Source organism: Micromonospora sp. NPDC051006 (assembly GCF_044456245.1).
In the GTDB taxonomy this organism is placed as follows: Bacteria; Actinomycetota; Actinomycetes; order Mycobacteriales; family Micromonosporaceae; genus Micromonospora.
Genome location: NZ_JBITFP010000015.1, coordinates 105658 through 129883, shown reverse-complemented (window position 1 = coordinate 129883; position 24226 = coordinate 105658). Strand labels below are relative to the sequence as shown.

At 72.1% G+C, this 24226-nt stretch carries 23 protein-coding genes; 12 read left to right on the top strand and 11 right to left on the bottom strand.

Features of this window, described 5'->3' with window-relative positions:
- The first annotated feature begins 14 nt into the window (after positions 1–14).
- The 8 genes from ACIBBA_RS22210 to ACIBBA_RS22175 all read left to right on the top strand — a co-directional run bounded on the left by ACIBBA_RS22210 (position 15) and on the right by ACIBBA_RS22175 (position 10215).
- A complete protein-coding gene (locus tag ACIBBA_RS22210; RefSeq protein ID WP_396699880.1) occupies positions 15–1604 on the top strand; it encodes a TIGR03773 family transporter-associated surface protein in 1590 nt (529 codons plus the stop codon).
- A complete protein-coding gene (locus ACIBBA_RS22205; RefSeq protein WP_396699879.1) occupies positions 1601–2350 on the top strand; it encodes an anchored repeat-type ABC transporter ATP-binding subunit in 750 nt (249 codons plus the stop codon). The genes ACIBBA_RS22210 and ACIBBA_RS22205 overlap by 4 nt, the downstream gene beginning before the upstream one ends.
- Before the next feature lie 35 nt (positions 2351–2385).
- The gene (locus ACIBBA_RS22200) at positions 2386–3207 is read left to right on the top strand and encodes an anchored repeat-type ABC transporter permease subunit (RefSeq protein WP_396699911.1); all 822 of its coding nucleotides are present in this window, start codon (positions 2386–2388) and stop codon (positions 3205–3207) included.
- Positions 3208–3356: 149 nt separating this feature from the next.
- Positions 3357–4013, top strand: a complete 657-nt coding sequence (locus tag ACIBBA_RS22195) for a choice-of-anchor M domain-containing protein (protein WP_396699877.1) — start codon at positions 3357–3359, stop codon at positions 4011–4013.
- A complete protein-coding gene (locus ACIBBA_RS22190; RefSeq protein ID WP_396699876.1) occupies positions 4010–4663 on the top strand; it encodes a choice-of-anchor M domain-containing protein in 654 nt (217 codons plus the stop codon). Before ACIBBA_RS22195 ends, ACIBBA_RS22190 begins: the two co-directional genes overlap by 4 nt.
- Positions 4664–5013: 350 nt before the next feature.
- Complete coding sequence (locus ACIBBA_RS22185; protein WP_396699875.1) at positions 5014–5616, top strand: hypothetical protein; 603 nt, start codon at positions 5014–5016, stop codon at positions 5614–5616.
- Positions 5617–5738: 122 nt separating this feature from the next.
- Positions 5739–6899 carry a low temperature requirement protein A gene (locus ACIBBA_RS22180; RefSeq protein WP_396699874.1) on the top strand — a complete coding sequence of 387 codons (1161 nt, stop codon included), beginning with the start codon at positions 5739–5741 and terminating at the stop codon, positions 6897–6899.
- Positions 6900–7035: 136 nt separating this feature from the next.
- On the top strand, positions 7036–10215 hold the full coding sequence (locus ACIBBA_RS22175) for a BTAD domain-containing putative transcriptional regulator (protein WP_396699873.1): 3180 nt from the start codon (positions 7036–7038) through the stop codon (positions 10213–10215).
- Between the two features lies 1 nt (position 10216).
- Here ACIBBA_RS22175 and ACIBBA_RS22170 read toward each other — a convergent pair whose 3' ends face one another.
- A complete protein-coding gene (locus ACIBBA_RS22170; RefSeq protein WP_396699872.1) occupies positions 10217–11044 on the bottom strand; it encodes an ABC transporter permease in 828 nt (275 codons plus the stop codon).
- The gene (locus ACIBBA_RS22165; protein ID WP_396699871.1) at positions 11041–12021 is read right to left on the bottom strand and encodes an ATP-binding cassette domain-containing protein; all 981 of its coding nucleotides are present in this window, start codon (positions 12019–12021) and stop codon (positions 11041–11043) included. Before ACIBBA_RS22165 ends, ACIBBA_RS22170 begins: the two co-directional genes overlap by 4 nt.
- 309 nt (positions 12022–12330) lie before the next feature.
- Between ACIBBA_RS22165 and ACIBBA_RS22160 the strand changes: the two genes are divergently transcribed.
- Positions 12331–13284: a methyltransferase gene (locus tag ACIBBA_RS22160; RefSeq protein WP_396699870.1), complete on the top strand. Its 954-nt coding sequence runs from the start codon at positions 12331–12333 to the stop codon at positions 13282–13284.
- 82 nt (positions 13285–13366) lie between these two features.
- Complete coding sequence (locus ACIBBA_RS22155) at positions 13367–14203, top strand: hypothetical protein (protein ID WP_396699869.1); 837 nt, start codon at positions 13367–13369, stop codon at positions 14201–14203.
- A gap of 59 nt (positions 14204–14262) precedes the next feature.
- On the opposite strand, the gene ACIBBA_RS22150 is transcribed toward ACIBBA_RS22155, so the two are convergent.
- The 3 genes from ACIBBA_RS22150 to ACIBBA_RS22140 all read right to left on the bottom strand — a co-directional run bounded on the left by ACIBBA_RS22150 (position 14263) and on the right by ACIBBA_RS22140 (position 16940).
- Entirely contained in the window at positions 14263–15027 is a 765-nt protein-coding gene (locus tag ACIBBA_RS22150; RefSeq protein WP_396699868.1) for a DUF427 domain-containing protein, read from the bottom strand.
- Positions 15028–15200: 173 nt separating this feature from the next.
- On the bottom strand, positions 15201–15950 hold the full coding sequence (locus ACIBBA_RS22145; protein WP_396699867.1) for an SDR family oxidoreductase: 750 nt from the start codon (positions 15948–15950) through the stop codon (positions 15201–15203).
- Between the two features lie 72 nt (positions 15951–16022).
- The gene (locus ACIBBA_RS22140) at positions 16023–16940 is read right to left on the bottom strand and encodes a TIGR03620 family F420-dependent LLM class oxidoreductase (protein WP_396699866.1); all 918 of its coding nucleotides are present in this window, start codon (positions 16938–16940) and stop codon (positions 16023–16025) included.
- 127 nt (positions 16941–17067) lie between these two features.
- Between ACIBBA_RS22140 and ACIBBA_RS22135 the strand changes: the two genes are divergently transcribed.
- Positions 17068–17691, top strand: a complete 624-nt coding sequence (locus tag ACIBBA_RS22135; protein WP_396699865.1) for a TetR/AcrR family transcriptional regulator — start codon at positions 17068–17070, stop codon at positions 17689–17691.
- A 63-nt stretch (positions 17692–17754) separates the two neighbouring features.
- Here the strand turns inward: ACIBBA_RS22135 and ACIBBA_RS22130 are convergent, their stop codons facing one another.
- The 5 genes from ACIBBA_RS22130 to ACIBBA_RS22110 form a co-directional block, all read right to left on the bottom strand.
- Positions 17755–18573: an ABC transporter permease gene (locus tag ACIBBA_RS22130; RefSeq protein ID WP_396699864.1), complete on the bottom strand. Its 819-nt coding sequence runs from the start codon at positions 18571–18573 to the stop codon at positions 17755–17757.
- Positions 18570–19328: an ABC transporter permease gene (locus tag ACIBBA_RS22125; protein ID WP_396699863.1), complete on the bottom strand. Its 759-nt coding sequence runs from the start codon at positions 19326–19328 to the stop codon at positions 18570–18572. Before ACIBBA_RS22125 ends, ACIBBA_RS22130 begins: the two co-directional genes overlap by 4 nt.
- Before the next feature lie 13 nt (positions 19329–19341).
- Complete coding sequence (locus ACIBBA_RS22120) at positions 19342–20316, bottom strand: ABC transporter ATP-binding protein (RefSeq protein ID WP_396699862.1); 975 nt, start codon at positions 20314–20316, stop codon at positions 19342–19344.
- 110 nt (positions 20317–20426) lie between these two features.
- On the bottom strand, positions 20427–20975 hold the full coding sequence (locus ACIBBA_RS22115) for a YciI family protein (RefSeq protein ID WP_396699861.1): 549 nt from the start codon (positions 20973–20975) through the stop codon (positions 20427–20429).
- A gap of 52 nt (positions 20976–21027) precedes the next feature.
- The gene (locus tag ACIBBA_RS22110; RefSeq protein ID WP_396699860.1) at positions 21028–21837 is read right to left on the bottom strand and encodes a TetR/AcrR family transcriptional regulator; all 810 of its coding nucleotides are present in this window, start codon (positions 21835–21837) and stop codon (positions 21028–21030) included.
- Positions 21838–21917: 80 nt separating this feature from the next.
- Here ACIBBA_RS22110 and ACIBBA_RS22105 point away from each other — a divergent pair, with 80 nt between their 5' ends.
- Entirely contained in the window at positions 21918–23450 is a 1533-nt protein-coding gene (locus ACIBBA_RS22105) for an FAD-binding oxidoreductase (protein ID WP_396699859.1), read from the top strand.
- Between the two features lie 73 nt (positions 23451–23523).
- Here ACIBBA_RS22105 and ACIBBA_RS22100 read toward each other — a convergent pair whose 3' ends face one another.
- Positions 23524–24204, bottom strand: a complete 681-nt coding sequence (locus tag ACIBBA_RS22100) for a hypothetical protein (protein WP_396699858.1) — start codon at positions 24202–24204, stop codon at positions 23524–23526.
- Between the last annotated feature and the right edge of the window lie 22 nt (positions 24205–24226).

Genomic DNA, 24226 nt, shown 5'->3' with positions numbered 1-24226 from the left:
TGAAACTGCGATGCATGCGGGTCGGAGCCGCCGGCCTGGCGCTCGGCGTACTCGCGCTGATGGTCGGCGCCGCCCCGGTCACGGCCGCGCCGGCCACCGCCACCGCGGCGGGAACGGACCTGGTCTCGGTCGCCCTCGACAACTCGGCGCTCGCGCTGCGGGTCCGCGACGCGACGCAGGCCGGGCGGGGACTGCCCGGCCACGACCCCGCTGCCGTCCTGCTCGGCCCGGCCGGCGGCTCCGCCGGCCGGGTCCCGGCCGGGAAGAACTTCGCGTTCCTCGGCCAACCCGGGCACCCGGTGTGGTCACTGAGCAGCGGCGACAACGGCTTTCCCCAGCTGGACACGACCGGGGTACGACGCGGCGCGACCATCGGCGACGTGGTGGAGGTGTCGCTGCGCGCGGTCGACGGCCCGGGCCGGTTCACCGCGTACACGCTCTCGTCGCTGGGGGTGCCGACTCCGCTGTTCGGCACCGGGCCGGCCGCTCCGGACACCGCACGGCTGCCCGCCGCGACCCGCGCCGGCAGCCTGATCTGGATGTTCGACGCGGCCGGGGAGCACCGGGTGACCCTGGCCGCGTCGGTCACCCTGCCCTCCGGCGAGGAGGTGAGCACGCAGGAGAGCTACCGGGTGCGCGTTCCGACGATCAACCCGGGCCCGACGGCGCCGCTGCCGGCGCCGGCCCTTCCCCGACCCGCCGCCCCCGACGAGCGTGGCGCCCCGCGCACGTCCGCTGCCCCATCCGGGACCGGCGCGAAGCCCGCCGCCGCGCCACGGGCCCTGACCGCACCGGCCGCCCAGGTGGCTGCTCCCACGACCGCCGCCGCCGGCCGGAAGGTGATCGCCGACGGGCACGTCGACATGGGCCCGCAGCTGACCGGAGACGCCTGGACCATCAGGATCAAGGACGACACCGTCAGCCCGCCGGTGTGGCGGGAGTTGTCCGACGTCGTGCTGCACGTGAGGGACACGGCAAAGGTCGAGGTGCCGGCGGGCGCGGACTTCCTCGGCAGGCCGGGTGACTCGGTCTGGCTGCTGCCTCAGGCGCAACAGTCCGGCATCGTCTGGCCCGGCTGGAACACCCAGCACGAGTCCGTCGTCGCGGGCACGAAGGGCAACGTGACCTGGGCGCTGAAGGGGGCCACCGGGCCGGGACGGTTCACGCTTTTCCTCACCGGCTCGTTCGGCAAGGCCGACGTGCTGTTCGACTCGGCCAAGGCCCTGCCGCAGCAGATGAGCATCCCGCCGAACACCCATGCGCACGGCAACTGGGCGTTCAGTAAGCCCGGCCTCTACCGGCTGGCCGTGCAGATGAGCGCCACCACCACCGCGGGTAAGGCGGTGACCGACACGAAGACCCTCACCATCGCCGTCGGCGACGCGACCGATCCGCGCAGCGGCTTCGGCTCGGGCTCGGGCTCGGGCAACGGTGGTGCCGGCACCGGTTCCGACACCGGATCGGGTCCGCTGCCGCGTACCGGTGCGGGGTGGGTACTGACCGCGGTCGGCGGCGGCGGCACGCTGGTCGCTGTCGGAGCCCTGCTGCTGGTCGCCGCTCGTCGTCGACGCCACACGGGCCTGACCAGCGCGGAGTCGGCGTGACCGCGGCGCTGCGGGTGGAATCGCTGCGCGTACGGCTCGGTGAACGTCTCGCCCTCGACGGTGTCGACCTCACCGTCGGCGCCGGAGAGATGGTCGGGCTCATCGGGCCGAACGGGGCGGGCAAGACGACGCTGCTGCGGGCGGTGCTGGGTCTGCTGCCCGTCGAGAGCGGCCAGGTGCTGATCGGCGGTGAACCGGTCACGCGGTCGCGGCGGTTGATCGGATACGTCCCGCAACGGCACGAGTTCGCCTGGGACTTCCCGGTCACCGTGGCCGGCGCCGTGCTGACCGGGCGTACCCGTGCCATCGGGTGGCTACGCCGCTCCGGGGCCGCCGACCGGGAGGCGGTGGATGAGGCGCTGGCCCGCGCCGGGCTGACCGACCTGCGGGACCGCCCGGTCGGGCAGCTCTCCGGGGGGCAACGGCAACGGGTGCTGGTCGCCCGGGCGTTGGCGTCCCGGCCGGCGGTGCTGCTGCTCGACGAACCGTTCACCGGGGTCGACGTCCCCACCCAGGAGTTGCTCACCGACCTGGTCGCCCGACTGCGCGCCGACGGCACGGCGCTGCTGATGACGACCCACGACCTGCCGGCCGCCGCCGCCGCGTGCGACCGGCTCTGCCTGCTCAACCAGCGGGTCGTTGCCGAAGGGCCGACTGCGGAGCTTCGGGATCCGGCGATCTGGCTGAGGGCCTTCGGCGTGACCTCCTCCGACCAACTGCTGACCGTGCTGGGAGTTCCCAAGTGATCGAGATCCTGGCCGAGCCCTGGCAGCACGTGTTCATGCAGCGGGCGTTCGCGGTAGCGGTGCTCGCCAGCGTGGTCTGCGCGGTGGTCGGTAGCTTCGTGGTGCTGCGCGGGATGGCGTTCATCGGCGACGCGGTCGCCCACGCGGTGTTCCCCGGGGTGGCGGTCGGCTACGTGCTGGGCGCGAACCTCGCGATCGGTGGGGCGATCGCGGGGGTCGTCACGGCCCTGACCATCTCGGTGGTGTCGCAGAACCGGCGGCTCAAGGAGGACGCCGTCATCGGGGTGTTCTTCGCGTTCGCGTTCGGCCTCGGCATCGTATTGATCAGCACCCAGAGCACGTACACCGGTGATCTCGCCTCCTTCCTGTTCGGTCAGATCCTCGGGCTGTCCGACGGCGACGTGATCACCGTCGCGGTGGTGGGCGCGGTGCTGATCGCGGCGACTCTGCTGCTGCGCAAGGAACTGGTGACGGTCAGTCTGGACCGGGAGACCGCGGCGGCGTCCGGGCTGCCGGTCTTCTGGCTGGACACCGCGCTCTACGTGATGGTGACCCTGGCGATCGTCATATCCCTGCAGGCGGTCGGGAACATTCTCGTTCTGGCGCTGCTGATCACACCGGCCGCCGCGGCGCGGATGCTCACCGAACGCCTCGGCGTGATGATGCTGCTCGCCGCGGCCATCGGTGTCGCCTGCGCGGTCACCGGGTTGTACGTCTCCTACTACTACAACCTGGCATCTGGAGGCCTGATCGTGCTCGCCCTGACCGCGGTGTTCGCCGGTTGCTGGGTCGCCGCCCCCCGCTACGGCCTGCTCGGCCGGCGGCGGCAGCGGGTCCGATCGCTGGCCACCACCTGAGCCGTCGCACCACAGAGCGCCCGCGCCCGTCGTCCGCCGACACGAGCGCGGGCGCTCTGCTCGTTCAACCCCTTCCCCCGCTTAAACGAAACGACTATCGTTTTCATTAACCGTTCGGTCCGCTTGGGACCGCAGGGAAGGAGCAGTACGTGCGCAAGCCCATCCACCTGTTGCTCGCCTCGGGGGTCGTGACCGCGGCCCTTGTCGCGGCCGCGCCGCCCGCCCAGGCTGACAGCGGCGCCCTCGTCACGCTCAGCGCCGGTCACCTCGACGTCGCCGACGTCGCCTACGAGGACGGAACCCTCGAGGTCGGCGTCCACGACGAGGACAACGACATCGAGTACGCCGCCGACGAGGTCAAGCTGGTCGTCAAGCGTCAGGCCAGGGTCACCGTTCCCGCGAGCCCGGACTTCGCGTTCCTCGGCACGCCCGGCGTCGCGAAGGTCTGGATCCTGCCCGAGGTGCAGAACAGCGACCTGATCTGGCCCGGCCTGGCGGCCGAGGAGGTCGAGCCCGGCGTCTTCCTCGACGACGAGCTCGCTCTGACGGTGCAGTCCGTGGCCGGCCCCGGACAACTCGCCATCTACACCGAGAACGCGGTGGGCCAACCGGCGATCCTCGCCGACAGCGGCGACGGACTGCCCGACACGATCGCTCTGACCGCCGGCGATCACAGCCACGCCAACTGGGCGTTCGACCGCTCCGGCGCCTACTGCGTCACCCTCCGGGCCACCGGCACCCTCGCCGCCACGGGCCAGACGATCACCTCCGCCCCCGCAACCCTGCACTTCACCGTGAAGGCGTGATCAACGTGCGCATCCGTCACCGCTTCCTGGCCGGCACCGCCCTGGTCGCCGCGCTGCTCGCCGGCACCGCCGGCCCCGCCACGGCGGCGCCCGTCGTGCTGTCCAGCGGCCACGTCGACATCATCGACGTCGACTATGCCGCCGGCGCGCTCACCGTCGACGTCCTCGACGGCACCGGCACGACCGACGTGGAACGCCAGCCCGGCGACGTCGTCTTCCAGGTGCCCCACGCCGCCAGCACCGCCGTTCCGTCCGGCTCGGCCTGGTCCTTCCTCGGCACCGGCGGCCAGGCGTGGGTCCTGCCGCAGTCCAACACCGCCGGCCTGCTCTGGGCGGGCTGGAACACCACCGACGTGCCCAGTGGGGTGCTGCAGAACAACCAGCTCACGTTCAAGCTGACCAGCTTCGCCGGCCCGGCCAGCTTCAGCATCTACACCGTGTCCGGCGGCATCCCCACCGTCCTGTTCGACAGCGGCAACGGGCTGCCCGACAGCCTGAACGTCAGCCGCAACACGCACGCCCACGTCAACTGGGGCTTCGACGCGGCCGGCACCTACACCGTCAGCTTCGAGGTCACCGGCCAACTCGCCGCCACCGGAAGCACCATCAGCTCCGGAACCAAGACCTTCACCTTCCAGGTTCTTCCCTGACGCCCCTCAACAGCTCGAACGCTCGCTAGCGGTGGACACGCCTCGAAAGGGGCGGTGGCGAGTGCGCGAACCACGCGGCGCGGAGCCCGGCGATGTCCGGGCGCCGCGCCGCGTGCGCCCCGGGCGAACGACTGCGGCCGGGTCTCACCGACATACCCCGCGACAGCTTTGGTCCTCACCGACCAAAGTTCGGGCGCCCAGAACCGAACTATCGACGGCTATCACAGAAGCCGTTAGTCTCCGGGCCAAGAGCCGGATCGGTAGGAGGGCACACGATGTCGCGTCGAACTGGGAAGCCCTCCTATCTCGCCCAGCCGCCCGCTAGACAGCGGCGCTACAAGACTCAGCTGTTGGCCGGCGTCGCCGTCGCGGTGCTCGTCTCGGGCCTCATCGGAGGGCTGATCGGCTTCTCGGCCGGACGACCAACTCCGACCGAGGCGAGCATCGCCGAGATCCACGAAGCTGAGGCCGAGCGCGACGTCCAGCAGATCATCGAACTGACCGGGATGGCGCGGCGGACCGGCGACCAGATCTCGCCGATCATCCGCGCGATCAAGCAGGACGCGGAAGCCGGACGCATGCCCGAGGCCTCCCAGGTCCGCCAGTGGCAGCAGACCATGCGCCAGCAACTTGACCAGTTCGCCGACCCCCCGTCGGGCACCACCGCGACCAACGTCGCACGCGGGGGCCTGCGGGGCGCCGTCGAGCAGGCCGCCGTCGCGGTCGACACGGTTGCGCTCGCCGCGACCGCGCCCGTTCCCGGACGCAAGGACCACCTGCTGCTGGCGGCCCGTCAGGCCACCCTCGCCACGACCACGTGGTCGGTGGCCGCGGCGCAGCTCGACCAGATCAACATCGACGCCGGGCAGGGGCACCAACATGTCTACCTCGACACCGGCCAGGCGGATGGCGCCTTCACGCCGGACGGGGCGGCAGAGGGCGCCGGGGGCTGACAGCCGGCCACGGGCGGTGGGCCGGGCGACCACCTGCGGCCCGCGCGGGCGGTGACCACCACCCGCTGGCGAACTGGGCGGTTGGCCAGGACCCGAGGACGTTGGCATGGTACGAGTGCTCGGTGAGCGACCGGAGTTCGAGGCGTACGCCCCTGTTGGTGGCGGGGCAGCCGGGCCGACACACCTCGTGGCTGGAGCTCTTCTTCGACCTGGCGTTCGTCGTGGCGGTCGGGGCGGTCAGCGGCCGCCTGGGCAGCGGCCCGGACGTGCACCCGGCCGACCTCGCGGTGACGCTCGGGCTGTTCGTCGTCGTGTGGTGGGCCTGGCTGGGGCAGGCGTTCTTCGACAACCGGTTCGAACAAGGCGACACGTTCCACCAGTTCGCCGTCCTGGCCGCGACCGCCGGCGCGGGTGCCATGACGTTGGGCATCGCGGATGCTCCGCGCACCTGGCTGCTGCCGGCCGCCTATGTGCTGGTGCGCGGCTGCCTGCTGGCGCTGTATCTGCGGGCCCGTCACCTCGACGCGAGCGCGCGGGCGGTCAGCGACGTCTACCTGCCAGGCTTCGGTGTCGGTTTCCTGTGCTGGGCCGGGTCCGTCGCCGCCCCGCCGGGCGTGCGACCGTGGCTGTGGGCGGCCGTCCTGGCCGTGGACCTGCTCACACCCTGGCTCGGCCGGCGCAGACTGACGCGGGTGCCGGTGGACCCCGCGCACCTGCCCGACCGGCTCGGCGGGTTCACGATCATCCTGCTCGGCTCCATCCTCGTCGACGTGCTCGACGCCCTGCCTGCGCACCCCGGGCCACCGGCTCTGGCCGTCGCGTTGACGGCGTTCCTGATCCCGGCGGCGATCTGGTGGATCTACCGCCTGTTCGCCGCCGCCGACCTCAGCGCCAACCGGCTGCGCGGCGGACAACCGTACGCGTACCTGCACGGCGTGCTCACCGCGGCGCTGCTCCTGATCGGCTGGTGCCTCGGTGTGCTGGTGCGGCAAGCTGCCGCCGATGCGCAGGCGGCACCCGCGCACTTCCGCCTCCTCGTCGGAGTCTCGCTCGGCTTGTGGATGGTCACCGGCGCCGCCCTGCAGCACGTCGGTCCCGGCGGGGTCGGCCGTCGACGCGCTGCGGTCACCGGAATCGGCGTGCTCGGGGTGCTCGCCGCGGCGTGGGCGCCGCACCCGGCGGCGATGCTCGTCGCGATCGCGGCGGTGATGCTCGGCTACGCCGCGCTGATCCAGCGCTTCCTGCTGAGAGCGGAGCGGGCGCCGGCCGCCAGGACGGGATGACCTCTCTGGCACGGACGCACAGGTCCGCCGGGCAACCGGAGCTCCACTCGATCGGCGTACCACGGCGCCACGCGCCGCTGTCCGCGATTGAGCGGGCGACCGGCAGTCCCGTGCGGGGGTGGGGGATGCTGGGTCCGTGCAGATCACGATCCTCGGCCCGCTCGCCGTCGACGGCCGGCCGGTCCGGGGTGAGCGGCTCGCGGCGGTGCTCCGCACGCTCGTCGACGCGCGTGGCCGGGCGGTCTCCACCACGCTGCTGATGGACGCGGTGTGGGGCGGCGCACCACCCGACGACGCGCCCGGCGCCGTCCAGGCGCTCGTGTCCCGGGTGCGCCGACTCGGGCTACCGGTGGTCGCGGTGCCGGGGGGATACCGCCTGCCCGCAAACGAGGTCACCGTCGACGCGATCGAGGCGCGGGCGTTGGTCGAGCGGGGGCGTGCCCTGCTCCGCACCGGTGACGTGCTGGCCGCCCGCGACTCGGCCGAGCGGGCCCGCGCCCTGTTCCCGGAGGTCCCGGAACTGCTCACCGCCGAGGACGCCCGGCTGTTCGCGGATGTCGCCGCGCTGCGCGCGGAGGCGGCGCTCGCCGGTGCGGGCTCGTTCGACGAGGCCGACCTGCGCCGGCTCGTCGCGCGTACGCCCCCGGACGAGCCGTCGGCCGCGCTGCTCGTTCGGGTGCTCGCCGCTCAAGGCAGGGACGCCGAGGCCCTGGAGGTGGTCGAGCGGCTTCGCGCCGAACTGGCCGACCGGTACGGCACCGACCCGTCGCCCGTGATCACGCAGGTCCACCTGGCGCTGCTGCGCGGCGAACTCACCACTCCGGCCGTCGTGGCGCCGCCCAGGCCGCCGGCGCGGATCGCCCTGCCCGCCGCATGGCGTCGGCCGGTGACCGCCCTCGTCGGTCGGGAGCGGGACGTGGAGACCGTGGGCGAGGCGCTCACCGAGGCCGCCCTGGTGACGATCGTGGCGACCGGCGGCGCGGGCAAGACCAGGCTCGCGGCCGAGGTGGCGCGCCGCGCGACGGCGGCCGGTCGGGCCGTACGGGTGATCGAACTCGCGGGCCTACGCTCACCCGACGAGGTGCTGCCCACGGTGCTCGCGGCGCTGGGCGGCGCGGACACCTCGGCGACCGGCGGCAACCTGGGCCTCGAACGGCGGGTGCTCAGCCCCGAGGAACGGTTACGTGCCGTGGCGCCGGACCTCGACGGGCTGATCGTGCTGGACAACTGCGAGCACGTCCTCGACGCGGTGGCCTCCGTCGTCGCGGACCTGGTCGCGGTGACCTCGCCGGAGGTCGCGGTGCTCGCGACGAGCCGGGCCCCGCTGGGCCTGGCCGGCGAGCTGGTTCACCGGCTGACCGCGTTGCCGGACGCCGACGCGCTCGGGCTGCTCGAGTCGCGGGCGCGGGCCGGCGGCGCGGTGCCGACCTGGGACACCGTGCGGGCGCTCGCACTGTGCCACCGACTCGACAACCTGCCGCTGGCGCTCGAACTGGCCGCCGCGCGACTGCGGCACATGCCGATCGACGACGTGCTCGCCGGGCTGGTCGACCGGTTCGCGCTGCTCGACGACGCGTTGCGCGGCCTGCCGGACCGGCACGCGAGCCTGTGGGCGATGGTCGACTGGAGCCGGGAGTTGCTCGCGCCCGACGACCGTGAGCTGCTCCAGCGGGTGGCCGTCATCCCCGCGCCGTTCACCGCGGACCTCGCCGCCGCGGTCGCGGGGACCCCGGACGTACGCCGTGGTCTGGCGACGCTCGTCGAGCAGTCCCTGCTGACCCTGGTGGAGGGGGAGGGCCCGCCCCGCTACCGGATGCTCGAGACCGTCCGCGAGTACGGCGAGGCCCGCCTCGACGCGTCCGGCGACCGGGACGTGGCCATGGCCGGCCTGGTCGGGTGGGCGCGGCAGCAGGCCGTGGCGCTCGCCGACCGGTTCGTCGGCGCCAGCCAGGTCGAGGCGCTCGCCCGCTGCGCCACCGAGCAGGACAACCTCATCGCGGGTCTGCGCTGGGCGCTGGAACAGGACGACGAGCCGGCCGCGATCGACGTCGCCACCGCGCTGCTCTACCTGTGGACGGTGCGCGGCCTGCACCTCGAGGTTCTCGGGTGGGCACGGGGTCTGCTGCACGTGGCGGACCCGGACCGACGGCGACGCTCGGCGATCCTGTCCGGCCGGTCCACCGGCCGGCCGCTGCCCGATGCCGACCGGATCGCCCGGACGTGCCTTCTGATCGGTGTCAACGCCGGCATCAGCGGGGAACTCCGGCTCGCCGTGCTCGCCCGCCGGGCGCTGCGGATGCTCCTCGCCGAACGGCCGGCCGAGGTGTCGCCCCGACAGACCGCGCTCGCGTCGGCGTTGCCCGGGTTCGACACGTCCGATCCGGAGGAGAGCATGAAGGGTGCCGCCGAGCTGATCGCCGACCCGGACCCGTACGTGCAGGGGCTCGGCTTGTTCGCCCGCGCCGCGATCCGGGAGAACGGCGGCATGCCCGAGGCGTCGGTGGACGACGCCGAGCAGGCGTACCGCCGGTTCGAGGTGGCCGGCGACCACTGGGGCATGGCGATGGCGGCGGGGGCCGTCGGGCAGTTCCTGATGCCGCGCGACGACCACCGGTCGACCGACTGGCTGGCCCGCAGCATCCGGCACATGGAACTGGTCGGCGCCACGCAGGACGCCCGGTCGATCCGGGTGCGGCTGGACATGCAGCTCGCCCTGGCCGGTGACCGGGAGGCCGAGCGGAGGCTGGTCGACACGGCGGCTCCGGGCGAGGCCGAGGAGCTGGACAGCGCCCAGGCGCGCCTCGGGCTGGCCCACCTCGCCTGGCAGCGTGGGCGGTACGACGACGCCCTCGCCCACGCCGAGGGAGTGAAGCGGATCCTGGCCGCGTGGACCGGGGCGCCGCCGCAGCCGCGCGTCATACTCCGGGTCGCGGTGGCGGTGCTGCACCTGCGGATGGCCCAGGTGCGGCCGGTCCCCGGAGAGGACGCCGACGCCGACGCTGCCGCGTTGCTGACCCTCGCTCGGGACGAGGCGCTCTCCTCGAAGGACCTGCCGGTGATCGGCGCGTGGGCCCAGGGCGGCGCCGAACTCGCGGCGCACCGGGGTGACGTCGAGGCCGTGCGCGAGCTGTTCGCGCTCGGGACGCGCATCGGCACCCACGTCGGGACGTTCTTCCCGCCCGGCGACGCCGAACGGCTCAGCGCCGCCCTCGGGAGCGAGGAGCAGCGTGAGCCGTTGCTGGCCGCGTGGCGCGGGCGGCCGGTCGCCGCCGCCGTCGCCCGCATCCGCGAGCTGATGGACGACCTGCTCGCCTAGGTCAGATCTTGCTGCGGTACGCGCGCAGCGCCAGCGGCATGAACACCGCCACGAAGCCGGCGCACCAGGCGAGCGTCCACCACACGTGCGAGCCGAGCGGGGTGCCGAGGAACAGCCCGCGCACCGCCGCGACCAGGTGGGTCATCGGGTTGACGTCCACGAAGGCCTGCATCCAGCCCGGCAGGGTGTCGGCGCTGACGAACACGTTCGACGCGAAGCTCAGCGGCATGATCAGCGCGAACATCAGGCCCTGCACGGCGCCCGGGGTGCGCACCTTCATCGACACGAAGACCGGCAGCCAGCTCAGGCAGAGCGCGAACAGCACCGCGAGCAGGCAGCCGGCGATCGCCCGGAGCGGGTCGGTGTCGATCCGGAATCCGAGCAGGTAGCCGATCGCGAGGGTGGAGACCGTGACGATCACGTACCGGACGACGTCGCCCAGGACCGCGCCGACCAGTGGTGCGGAGCGGGGGATCGGCAGCGACCGGAACCGGTCGAAGATGCCCTTGGCGATGTCGGTGTTGAGGTTGACGCCGATCGCGATGGCGCCGGTGGCGATGGTCTGCGCCAGGATTCCGGGCAACAGGAACTGCAGGTAGTCGTGGGTCGATCCGGCGACCGCGCCGCCGAAGATGTACACGAAGATGACCAGGAACAGCACCGGCTGCAGCGTGACGTCGATCAGCGCCTCGGGCGTACGCCAGGTCTTGATGAGGCTGCGTTTGGCGAGCGCCAACGAGTGCCGGACCAGCCGGAACGGTCGTGGGCTCGGGGCGGCCGTCGAGAGCGCGGGGCTCGCCGTGGGTGGTGCGCCGACCAGGGTGCTCATGCCGCGACCTCCTTGCGGTTGGTGGTGTCGTCCTCGGATGCCGTACGCCCGGTGAGAGTGAAGAACACCTCGTCGAGGCTCGGCAGGTGCAGGGAGAGTTCGGTGACCGTGATGCCGGCGGTGGCGAACCGCGAGACGCTCTCGGTCAGCGCGGCGTCGTCGGTGACCGGTACCGCGAGCACGCCCTTGCGGATCTCGTCGGCCTGCGCGCCCGAGCTGACCTCGGACAGGATCGCCGCGGTCCGGGACAGCTGCGCGGGGTCGGACGGCCGGACCTCGAGCGTCTGGCCGCCGACGACCCTCTTGAGCCCTTCCGGGGTGTCGTGCGCGATGACCCGGCCGTGGTCGATCACCGTGATCGCGTCCGCGAGCGCGTCGGCCTCCTCCAGGTACTGCGTGGTGAGCAGGACGGTCGACCCGTTCGTGACCAGCGACCTGACGACGTCCCACATGTCTTCGCGCTTGGCCGGGTCGAGCCCGGTCGTCGGCTCGTCCAGGAAGATCACATCCGGCGACCCGACCAGGCTGGCGGCCAGGTCCAACCGGCGCCGCATGCCGCCGGAGTAGGTCTTGGCCGGCCGGTCGGCGGCATCGGCCAGGTCGAACCAGTCGAGCAGTTCGGCGGCCCGCCGTCGGGAGCCGGCGCGCCCCAGCTCCAGCAGGGTGCCGAACAGCTCCAGGTTCTGCCGCCCGGTCAGGTCCTCGTCGACCGAGGCGTACTGACCGGTGAGGCCGATGCTGTGTCGGACCCGTTCGGCGTCGCGGACGACGTCGAAGCCGCTGATCCGGGCGGTGCCGCCGTCCGGGCTCAGCAGCGTGGAGAGGATGCGGACGGCGGTGGTCTTGCCGGCGCCGTTGGGGCCGAGCACCCCGAGTACCGTCCCTCGGGGTACGGCGAGGTCCACGCCCTGTAGCGCCCTCGTCTTCCCGAAGTTCTTGACGAGGCCCTCGGCCTCGATCACCAGGTCAGCTGTCATGCCTCAGAGCGTGCGCCGGTCACCTGACACCGCCCCGACACGCCACCGACACGCCCCTGACAGTGGCGAAGCCGGCGGGTCGGGCGCTCATGACTCCGCCACGTCCGGCGCCGGGCACGAGTCCTGGACGGGGTGGCTGGCCCGCTGCCGCTGGCCGTAGCATGGGGCAGGAAAATAGATGAATAACGATCTTCGGGGGGATCAGTGGCCGACCAGCAGATCCAGCGTGTGTTCGCACCACCGCCCCAAGGATCGGCGCCGGACGGCCCAGACCCGGTGCCGCCGCTGAATCCCGCGCGGATCACCGGCGTGGCCTCCGGCTTCATGACCGCCAAGGCGCTCTTCGTCGCCGCCGAGGTCGGTCTCTTCGCCGCCATTCCCCCCGAGGGAGCGACCGCGTCGGGCATCGCCGAACGCTGCGGAATCCCGGCGCGCAGCGCCCGTGCGCTCGCCGACCTGCTGGTCGCCACCGGTCTGCTCGAACACGACGGCGAGTGCTACCGCAACGCCGCCGACACCGAGGCGTTCCTCGCCGGCCGAGGGCCACTCGACATGCGACCCATGCTGACCTACTGGGACACGGTGAGCTATTCGGCCTGGGCCCGGGCGTCCACCGCGTTCCGCACCCGGCAGGGCGTCCGGGGCGACCTCACCGAGGCGCAGGTCCAGGCGTACGAGTCGTCGGTGGCCCTGGTGACCGCGGAGACGGCCGTCGACCTGGCCGAGGCGTACGACTTCGGCCCGCACCGCCGAGTGCTCGACATCGGCGGCGGCATCGGCACCTTCGTCAAGCCGATCCTGGGCGCTCATCCACAACTCACCGCGACCCTGCTCGACCTGCCCGAGGTGGTGAACGTCGCCCGAGAGCAGCTCGCCGCCGACGCCTTCGCCGACCGGCTCGATCTGGTCGGCGCGGACGTCTTCGTCGACGCCCTGCCCGACGGGCACGACGTGCTGATCGTGGCCAACTTCCTGCACCTGTTCTCCCCGGAGCGCAACACCGAGCTGCTGACCCGGCTGCGGGATGTGGTCGCACCGCAGGGCCGGCTGCTGTTGGTCGACTGGTGGCGCGACCCGTCGGCACCCCACCCGGCGACCCGCCTCGGCGGGGGAGAGTTCCTCATGATCAGTGGCGGGGACACCTACGAGGCGGGCGAGGCGGCACAGTGGCTCGACGCGACCGGTTGGCGGCAGGTGGCTCACCTGCCGCTGGCCGCGCCGGCCGGGCTCATCGTCGCCGCGCCGGCCGAGGCGCGGACGTAGGAGCACCATCGGCAGCGAGCGGCATGGGTCGGGATGGCGCCTTGCCCCGGAGCATTGTCCGTCAGCGCATAGGATATGACCGATGGCGAGCGACAACCCCGCGCCTCGGCGCGGACACCCTCTGCTCGGTTGGGCTGAGGTCGACCCGGCGCGGCACCCGTTCGACCCTGCGGGGGTGCCGGCCGTCGTGCGAGCCCTGGCGCCCCCAGTGCCACCCGCCGTGCCACTGCCTGTGCAGGCTGCCGCATGGTTCGACTGCCCCGCCACGCGCGAGGAGACGTTGCAGTGGAACCTGGCGATCACCGAAGCCCTTGTCGACCACTACGGGGCCTGGGCTTACGGCTGGCACTGGTCGCCCGGCCTCGAAGATTATCTCGGCGAGCCGGTCAGCACGTGGGACTTCTTCGGGCCGATCACCACGCCCCCGGCGGAGGCGCTGCTGAAGGTCGCCGACTCGCTGGTCCACTGGCGGCGTTGGCTGGAGCACCTGGCCGGCCGGTTCGACCGGTTCCTGCCGTCGCTGCGCACCGAGGGAGTGGCCCAGGTAGGCGAGACGGTCGCCGTCTGGGAGGCGGCGATCGCCCACCTGATGACCACCGCGGTCGCGCGTGTCGAGGATGAGGACGGGTGGCAGGGCTGGTGCGGGCGGATCCTCACCTGGTTCCTCAACGCTGCCGGGGTGCCGGAGCAGCGAAGCGCGACGCTGGTCGACAGGGCGCTGGACGCACGGTTCGACGGCTGGGTGGCGCTGTCCGCCGCCGACGTCGTCGACGTCGCCGAGCGGCTCGCCAGAGAGGTGACGGGGCCGGAGCCCGGCGGGATCCCACGGGCGGGCCAGGGTGGAGATGACTGGCCCGACACCTGGCCGAACGGATGGCCGTCGTGGCGGGCCACCAATCTCGCCCGTATCCACAGTTGACCCACCACCGCCGGGGCCTCCGCGCCAGTTGCTGAAGCCCGCCTGCGTCGGGTCGGGCCTCAGGAGAAGTGCGTCTTCGGCCGGGGGAGTGCCTCCCCGTCGACGATCAGGTCGACCTTCTCGTTGTAGAAGGCGACCAGCCCGGCGATCGGTAGCAGCGCGCTGGTGGGGAACTCGTACGACCAGGCCAGGTCGGGGTGGACCGTGCCGGCGACGCGCACGGACCAGTAGCGGCTGGTTCGGCCCTTGTACGGGCAGGCGGTCCTCGTCTCCGACGGCACGAGGTGCCCGAAGTTCACCTCGGTCCGGTTGAGGTAGTAGCGGGTGGGCAGGCCCGTCTCGAAGACCAGCACCGGCGACGCCGACTCGGCCAGCATGACCCCGTCGAGTTCCACCCGTACGCGGCGGGTGGAGCGCAGCGCGTCCACCCGGGCGTACGGGTTGCGGGGGTGCACGAAGATCTCTTCGTCCTCTTCGAACCAGCCGTCCATGGCGGCCCACTCGAACCGGACGGCGTCCGCCAGGCCGGGCAGCGCGTCCTTCCCGTAGCACCGCGCGGACGAGGGACGGGACGTCTCGCCGACCCGCAGCCCGTGCACCCGTCCGGTCCCGCACCGGATCCGTTCGGTGCGATGCTCGTCGACCAGCAGGTCACGCTTCACGTCGGCGAGCGGGATGTAGTACTGGGGGTAGTACGGCCATTCCCACACGTACTGCGCCCGCCTGGTGTCCAGCACCAGCTCGCCGGCGAGGTACGCGCGGATCCGACGGGGCACCGGCTCCACGCGGTCGTCCGGGCCGATCGCCTTCGGGTAGTCCGGCACGTTGTCCTCCAGTTCGCCACGGCCCCGGTTGGGGGTACTGGCTCAACGATCAGGAGGGCCCGGGTGTCTCGCCGGGCGGCCGGTGCGTAGTGGGAGCTGTCGACGTCTCGTCGTCGAGGCCCCCGCGGTCCCGGTGTCCGGAGCCACCACGACGGCTCCGGACACCGGTGCGGTCAGACCTGGTTCGCGCCGCCGTCGACGAAGATCTCGTCGCCGGTCATGAAGCTGCTCTGGTCGGACGCGAGGAACAGAGCGGCGTTGGCGATCTCCTCCGGCTGGCCCATCCGCCCCATCGGCACGGTGGCGGCGAGCATCTGCAGCAGGCCGGCGGCCTCCTCCGGGCTGGCGGCCAGCCCGGTGATCCCCGGGGTCTCGGTCGGGCCCGGGATGAGGGTGTTGACCCGGATCCCGCGGCCGGTCAGCTCGGCGGCCCAGGTGCGACCGAACGAACGGATGGCGGCCTTGGAGGCGGCGTAGACACCGAATGCCGGGGTGCCTTTCGTCGCCGCGGTCGAGCCGGACAGGATGACCGAAGCGCCGTCGTTCAGCACCGGCAGGGCCTTCTGGACGGTGAACACGGTGCCTCGCACGTTGCTGTCGAAGGTGTCCGTGTAGTGCTCGACGGTGATGCTGCCCAGGGGTGCGAATTCGCCGCCGCCGGCGTTGGCGAACAGCACGTCCAGACCCGCGCCGCGGGCGGTGATCGCGTCGATGACGCGGTCGAGGTCGTCGAGGTTGCTCACGTCACCGCGGATCCCGGTGACATCTCGGCCGATGGCGCTGATGGCCTCGTCCAGTTGCTGCTGGCGGCGCCCGGTGATGAAGACGTGCGCGCCTTCGGCTGCGAAGCGGCGGGCCGCGGCCAGGCCGATGCCGGTGGTGCCACCGGTGACCAGGGCGGTCTTGCCGTTGAGCTGTGCCATGTGTGGTGCTCCTTCAGGTCCGTGCTGCGGGATGGGTTTGGTGCGTCGCTGATCGGGTGTTCGGCAGGCGGGTCAGCGGGGTTGGTCAGTGCGGGGGGTGAAGCGGGGCAGCAACGTGGCGAGCTCGCGCCACTGCTGCCGCGGCAGGTCGCCGCCGTCGTGGGCGTCGGGCCGCAGGACGTGCAGGGTGACGTGGTCGGCGCCGGCGTCCAGGTGGGCCTGGATACGCTCGGCGACGTCGTCGAGGTCTCCCCAGGCGACCAGGGCGTCGATGAGCCGGTCACTGCCGCCCGGGATCAGGTCCTCCGCGCCGAAGCCGAGGCGGACCAGGTTGGATCGGTAGGCCGGGAAGCCGATGAACATCCCGACACCGGCCCGGGCGGCCGCTCTCGCCCGAGCGGGATCGCGGTCCAGGACCACGGCCAGGTGCGGAGCGATCAGCGGGGCTTCGCCCACCCGCGCCCGCTGCGTCGCCGAGTACTCGGGCGTCACCAGGAACGGGTGCCAGCCGGAGGTCCGTGCGGTGGCGAGATCGGCCATCTTCGGCCCCAGCGCGCCCAGGAGACGCCGGTCGGCCGGGACCGGACGGGGTGCGGTGTCGAGGCCGTCGAGGAAACGGCTCATCGACGCGGTTGGCCTGCCGTAGTCCTGCCCAGCGTTGGCAGCGGAGTGGGCGTTGCTGACCCCGAGGCCCAGGAGGGCGCGGGGACCGTACGCGGCATCAAGCGCTGACCAGCGGTCGCCCAGCCTGGCCGGGTCCTGACCCCACATCGACAGCACACCGAGGGCGACGGTGGCGCGTGGCGCGGCGGCCAGCAGGTGCTGGACGTCGTCCAACGCCCCCAGACCGTCCAGGCCCGGGATCCAGAGCGCGGGAAAGCCGAGCTGGTCCAGCTCGGCGGCGGCCTCGCGGACCTTGGGCCGGGCTGCTCCGCGCAGTTCCATGCTCCAGATCCCGACCGTGCCGAGGCTGTGTTTTCCGTTGTCCATCTCGACTCCTCCGTAGTTCTGTACCGCTCAGTACAAAACAACGTAGCAGGGTCCTCCGCCCATCCCAAACTTTTGTACCGATCGGTTGGAGCGGCGGTATCGTTGGTGCCAGGAGGGGGTGCACGACGTGACGCAAACCGGACGACCGCGCGGATTCGACACCGAACAGGCCCTGGACCGGGCGATGGAGGTGTTCTGGCGGCACGGCTACGAGGGCGCCTCGCTGACCGACCTCACCGCGGCCATGGGCATCAACAAGCCCAGCCTCTACGCCGCGTACGGCAACAAGGAGGGCCTGTTCCGCAAGGTGGTCGCCCGGTACGCGGACGTCGAGATGGCCTACGCGCGCGACGCGCTGGATCAGCCGACGGCCCACCAGGTGGCGGCGGTCCTGCTACGGGAGAACGTGGTGGCACTGACTCGGCCCGACCGTCCCGCGGGATGCCTCTCCGTTCAGGGCGGCACCGCCTGCGGCACCGAGAACGCGGCCATCTCCGAGTTCCTGGCGGCCAGCCGGCTGGCCGGTGAACAGGCCCTGGCCGCCCGATTCGCCCGCGCCGTCGACGAGGGCGATCTTCCGCCGGACGTCGATGCCGCCGCGTTGGCCCGCTTTCTCAGCGTCGTCACCGAAGGCCACGCCGTCCACGCGGCAGCCGGCGCGCAGCGCAGCCAACTGGAGCAGTCGGCCGAGATTGCCCTGCACGCCTTCACCGCCGCGGCATACCGAGCCCCTGCCGCCCGCATCCGGTAGGAACGCGGGCCGCCTCCGGTCCGGTCCACAACTCCAACTGCCGCGCTGGACGAGCGTGCGGTGTCAGTGCAGCATCGCTCGGGTCATCCGTCGGGTGGCGATGAGCATGGCGATCGACCCGAAGGCGACGAGATAGACCACCGGGATCAGCAGGTCCCAGCCGAGGTGCCCCAGCGCCGGCTCACGTACCAGCTCGATGCTGTGGTAGAGCGGCAGGGCCCCGACCAGGGGTTGTACCGCCTCCGGGTAGACCGACAGCGGGTAGAACGTGGTCGCGAACAGGAACATCGGCAGCATGAAGAGCTGGATGTACTGGAAGTCGGGGAAGTCGCGCAGGTAGGTCGTGACAGCGAGCCCGCCCGCGGCGAACGCGTACGCGATCAGCACCGACGCCGGTAGCGCGAGCAGCACCCAGGCCGAGGTGATCAGCCCACCGATCGCCATGACGGCCAGGAATCCGATCGACGTCAGCAACGCGTTGATCATCGCGCTGGTGACCTCACCGACCGCGATGTCGGTGACGGACAGCGGCGTCGGCAGGATCGCCTGGTAGGTCTTCTCCACCTTCATCCGGACGAAGACGCCAAAGCTGGTCTGGTTGAACGCCGTGTTCATCGCGGTCGTGGCCAGGATCGCCGGGGCCACGTAGACGGCGTAGGGGACATCGACCCCGGGCACCGTGCCCACCAGCAACCCGACGCCGACGCCGATCGACAACAGGTACAGGATCGGTTCGACGAGCGCGTTGAGCAGCGGCGTGACCGACCGGCGGTAGATCATGAAGTTGCGTTCGATGAGCGCCAGGGACCGGCGCACCGCCCACCCGGGCGCGGCGGTGGTGGTCATCGGTGACTCCGCGGTGCGCTGGACGTCGGCCGTCATCCGTGCAACCTCCGGCGGTAGGTGATCCGAGCGACCAGGAACCCGCCGATCGCCAGGACCAGTAGGTAGGCGATGTGGACCCAGCTGCCGGTGATCGTCGCCGTGCCGAGGCTGAGGGTCCGACACAGCTCCACTCCATGCCAGAGCGGCAACACGTAGGACAGCGGCCGGATCCACTCCGGTAGCTGCGAGACCGCGAAGAAGGTGCCGGAGAACATGTAGAGCGGCATGATGACGAAGCGGAACACCGTGTCGATGTGGCGCAGCTTGCGTACGCCGACCGCCCACGCGGCGGCCGGCGCCGCGAACGCGACCCCCGTCAGCGTCGCCCCGAGCAGGGCCCCGAGAACCCACCAGCCCCTGATCAGCCCGAAGGCGGCCATGACCGCGATGAACGCACCGCTGGCGGTGAGCACCCGGAACGCGATGAAGAGCAGGTGCCCGGCGGCGAGCTGCTCGGGTTCGAGCGGTGTCGGGGTCGCACCCCGGTAGGCCCCGAAGGTCGCAGCTCGGGCGACTCCGGCGGACCCCTCCAGAAAAGCGCTCTGCATCGCGGCCGCGGCCAGCATGCCCGGCGCGAAGAACGCCGCGTAGGAGACGCCGGCGATCTGCGCCGGAGCGTTGTCGTCGACGAGTGCACCCAGGCCCGCGCCGATGCCGATGAGGAACAGCAACGGGTTCAGCACGCTGATCACGATCGAGCCACGCCAGGTGCGCCGATAGAGCATGATCCAGTATCCGAATGCGCGAAGCACCAGTGGTCTCCTGCTACTCGATGAGCGATCGGCCGGTGAGCCTGAGGAACACGTCCTCCAAGGTCGCGCGGCGGACCAGCGCGGTGAGCGGGGTGATCGACATGGCGTGCACCGCGGCCAGGGCCGCCTCGCCGTCGGCGGCGTAGACGAGCACCCGGTCGGGGAGCAGCTCGACGCGTCCGTCGGTGTCGCTGCCGCCGGTGGCCAGCGCCGACGTGCGGAGCTTCTCCGCCGCGGTGTCCCGCTCGTCGAGGTGGAAACGGAGTTCGAGGACCTCCCTGGTGGCGTGTCGGGCGATCAGCTCGCGAGGGGAGCCCTGCGCGACGATCCGGCCGTGGTCGACGACGACGAGCCGGTCGCAGAGCTGCTCGGCCTCGTCCATGTAGTGCGTGGTGAGGATGAGCGTGACGCCCTCCTGTTTGAGCCGGAAGAGCCGGTCCCACAGGACGTGCCGGGCCTGCGGGTCGAGGCCGGTGGTCGGCTCGTCGAGCAGCAGGATGTCGGGTTCGTTGATCAGGGAACGGGCGATGGTCAGCCGCCGGCGCATACCGCCGGAGAGCGTCTCGACCTGGTCGCCTGATCGCTCCTGAAGGTGAGCGAAATCCAGCAGCCGGGTCGCGCGCTCGCGAATGACCGCCCGCGGCAGGCTGAAGTATCGCCCGTAGATGTGCAGGTTCTCCCGCACGGTGAGTTCGTTGTCGAGGCAGTCGTCCTGCGCCACGACGCCCAGCCGGGCGCGGATCTGCGGGCCCTGCCTCATCGGGTCCATGCCCAGCACACGCAGGCTGCCACCACTGATCGGCGACGTCGCGGCGATCATTCGCATGGTGGTGGACTTGCCGGCGCCGTTGGGCCCGAGAAGTCCGAAGGCCTCGCCCCGCTGGAGCTCGAAGTCGATGCCGTCGACGGCACGGAACTCCGCAGTGGAGCCTCGCGGTGGATAGATCTTGGTTAGATTCCTCGCCTCGACCAGGGGGGATTCGGTCACGCGAGCAGCCTACGGAAATTCAATGAACCCCTGCAAGTTCTTAACAAGAGCTTGCAATTCTTGAACCGCCGTTCCTGAGCTTCCGCGGACCCGGGCCGGAGCCGGTCGGGTCAGGACGGCCGCCCGCCGAACATCCAGTTGTGCACCTCGATGTCGGCGTACCGGTCCGGGGTCAGGACCGCGCGCGCCTCGACCGGATCCGCCGCCCGGACCAGCGCCGCCGTACCAAGCCAGCTGTCGCCGTCGTCGGACAGCAACGGCCCGTACGCGATCAGCCCGGCGCGGTCCGACGGCACGGCCGGGTCGGCGGCCTGCCCGGTGCCGAGACCGAGCACCAGGTATCGGTTGCCGCCGGTGCGGCCCGTGGGGAAGTCCCACATCGTGCGCCCCAGCGTGTTGTGCCACCGGCGCAGCAGTACGTCCCGGTACGCGCCGGCCTGGTAGTTGGGCTCGTCGAAGGCGAACGCCCGGGCGGCGGCGGGGTCGGGCAGGTCGAGGATGTGCACGCTGCCGGTGGGCGTGCCGTCGTCGGCGAGCGTCGGGCCACGGGCGATCATCTCCGCCGCGAAGCGGTCCATGTAGGACCAGTGCTCTTCCCGCAGCTCGTCGCGCAGTGCCGCGGAGCCGCGTCGGTCGCGGTGGTAGCAGAAGAACTCCATGCCCCAGTCTTGACCTCCGCGCCGGACACGGATGCAGGTGGGTGGCTGTTGGTCATGCCTCGGAGCGTGGCAGGAGGCCGTCAAGCAGCCGGCGTAGGCCGAACTGGAACCAGGTGTCGAGGGCGGTGTCGGGTCTGGTGCGGCCGGCTGCGGCCAGCCAGGGCCGTCGCTCGGTGCGGCCGGTTCGCTCGAGCCGTGTGCGGGTCGCCGACCACCAGGCCTGGTAGGTGGTGTCGGCCGGCTCGCCCCGGATGAGCAGGGCCATGCCCTGGACGTAGCCGCTGAGCACCAGGTAGGCGCGGAACGCCTCGGCCGGGTCGTACCCGACGGCGGTGAACGCCGCCACCACGCGGTCGACCATGGCCAGCACGGCGGGTCCGGTCGGTGGCCGGTCGGTCGCGAGGACGGACAGCAGCCACGGGTGGCGGCGGTACATCGCCCACTCGTCCCCGGCGAGCCGTTCGAGTTGCTCGCGCGGGTCGTGCGGCAGTGGTGCGTCGAGTCGGCGGGCGGCGGTGACCTGCTCGGCCATCGCGCTGAGCAGCTCGGCCCGGTTCGGTAGGTGCCGGTACACGACGTGGGCGGGCGTCGCGGCGCGGTGGGCGAGGGCCCGCATGGAGACCGCGCCCAGGCCCGCCGTGTCGGCGAGCCGGACCGCGAGGCCGACCAGCCGGTCGCGGGGATCGCCGCCGGTGGGCGGCGGCGGATCGGGGAGGCGACGCGAGGTGGCGGTGGGGCCGTAATCACGGCGCCGGCGGTACGCGCGTGCCTGGCACCGGCGCGAGCAGTAGCGGCGTGGGCGCCCCCGGCCCGGACCGGCGGGCAGCTCGGCCAAGCACTCGACACATCGGACGGTGAGCACAGCCGTCTCCGCTTTCGTCACGGCACGTCGTGTGACGAAAATACTGCACACCGTCCGCCGGCGGCCACAGGATCGAGGGCATGAAGCAGCCCAGCCGCAGAGACCTGCTCCGCGCCGGTGCCGTCGCGTCCGCCGCCGTCCTCCAGCCGTCTCCGGCGTCCGCCTCCCCACCGGCGGGGGACTGTGCGCCGCCGCTGGGCCCGGTGCGGGTGTTCCCGGACGACCCCAGGTACGCGAGCCTTGTCCGCCGGGGCAACCGGCGGTTCGTGGGTGCGCCCGACGAGGTGCGCGTGGTCGGCTCGACCGAGCAGGTCGTTTCGGCCGTGCAGGACGCGGTGCGTACCGGCCGGCGGGTCGCGGTACGCGGCGGGGGGCACTGCTTCGAGGGGTTCGTGGACGACCCGGCGGTCCGGATGGTGATCGACATGTCGGGCCTGACCGGGATCTACCACGACCCACGCCGGTTCGGCTTCGCGGTCGAGGCGGGCGCCACGCTCGGCGAGGCGTACCGCCGGCTCTACCTCGGCTGGGGGGTGACCATCCCGGGAGGATCGTGCCCGGGTGTGGGCGTCGGTGGCCACATCGCGGGCGGCGGCTACGGCCGGCTGTCCCGCCTGCACGGGCTCGCGGTCGACCACCTGCACGCGGTCGAGGTGGTCGTGGTGGACCGCGGCGGCACCGCCCGGGCGGTGGTTGCCACCCGGGAGCGCACGGACCCGCACCGCGACCTGTGGTGGGCGCACACCGGTGGCGGCGGCGGAAACCTCGGCGTCGTCACCCGCTACTGGTTCCGGGCGCTGCCCACCCCACCCGCCCGGGTGCTGGACTTCACCGTCACCTGGCCATGGGCCGGCCTGGACGAGCCGGGCTTCCACCGACTCGCCGGCAACTTCGGCGCCTGGTGCGCGCGCCACAGCGCACCCGGCTCGCCGGGCGCGCACCTCTACGGCGAGCTGATCCTGTCCCGCCCGCAGGCCGGTGGCCACACCCTCGTCGGTCAGGTGCCGCACGACCGCCGGCACCTGCTCGACGAGTTCGTCGGTGCGCTCGGCGAGGGTGTCGGGGTCACCCCGACCGTCTCGTCGGAGACGCTGCCCTGGCTGACCGCGACGCTCGGCGGTGAGAGCGACGACGGCAAGGGCTGGCGGCTCAAGGTCAAGTCCGCCTTCCATCGCGCGCCGCTGACCGAGCGGCAGCTGCACGTCGCCTACCGCCACCTGACCGGCGCCGGAGAGGACCTGCTCACCGGCTCGCTCAGCCTCAACACCTACGGCGGGGCGATCAACGCCGTACCAGCCGCCGCCACCGCCGCCGTCCACCGCGACGCGTCGACCCTGCTGTTCTACCTAGCGGGCTGGACCGACCCGGCGGCCGACGCGCGACACCTGGCCTGGATCCGGGAGTTCTACCGCGACATGTACGCCGACACCTGCGGCGTGCCCCCGGACGGCGCCTACGTCAACTATCCCGACATCGATGTCGCGACCGGAGCCCGACCCTGGCCCGACCTCTACTACGGCCCCAACTACCGACGGCTGCGACAGATCAAGGCCCGATGGGACCCACGAAACGTCTTCCGGCACGAGCTCTCGGTCCGACCGGCCGACCACTGATTCGCGCGACGGCGTCCCGTGGCGGCGCTCGAGTCGACGTGGCACGGAGGCCGGCGGAAGGCCGACCGGGCTGTCAGTCGACCGACGCGAGTACCGACTCGCCACCCGGGTAGGCGAACGACGCCCGCGGTGAGTAGAAGCCCCACGTGACGTCCAGCGGCTCGGCCGGCCGCAGCGCGTACACCGGGTGGTCGGGCTCGAGGAACTCCAGTGACTCGACCTCGAAGGGGTCGACCGGCTCGGCCACGAAGGGGTAGTTCCCGCTGAGCAGCTCGCCGTCCAGGTGGGTCAGGTAGCGCAGTTGTCCCCGGTTCACGGCGTCGCCGGTGCGGCCGACGCGGGCGGTCGTCCTGATCACCGGTACGCCGTCGGACTCGGTGGTGGCAACCAGCCGGTGGCCCCTCAGCTCGATGGTGGTGGTCCCCACCGACGCGGGCACGCCGCGGGCAGCGGCGTAGGCGCGTACGGCGGGACTCGAGTTGAAGTAGTGCGTCCACCAGCGGCCCGGGGTCACCCCGTCCGGAGCGTCCATCCCGGACAGGTCCGGCCCGAGGTACGTCAGCGAGTAGGCGCCGAAGCCGGAGGTCTGCGTCGCGTCGTCGACGACGTACTGGTTCATGAAGACCTGGCGGTTCGGGGCCGGAGTGAGTCCCTCCGGAACGAGGGCGGACACGGCCTCAGGGTCGGCCGGAGTCCAGCCGAAGTAGAGCATCCTGCTGTTCACGACGAGTTGTGCGGCGACGAGTTCGGTCACGAGGGGCCCCTTCCGCGTGGCG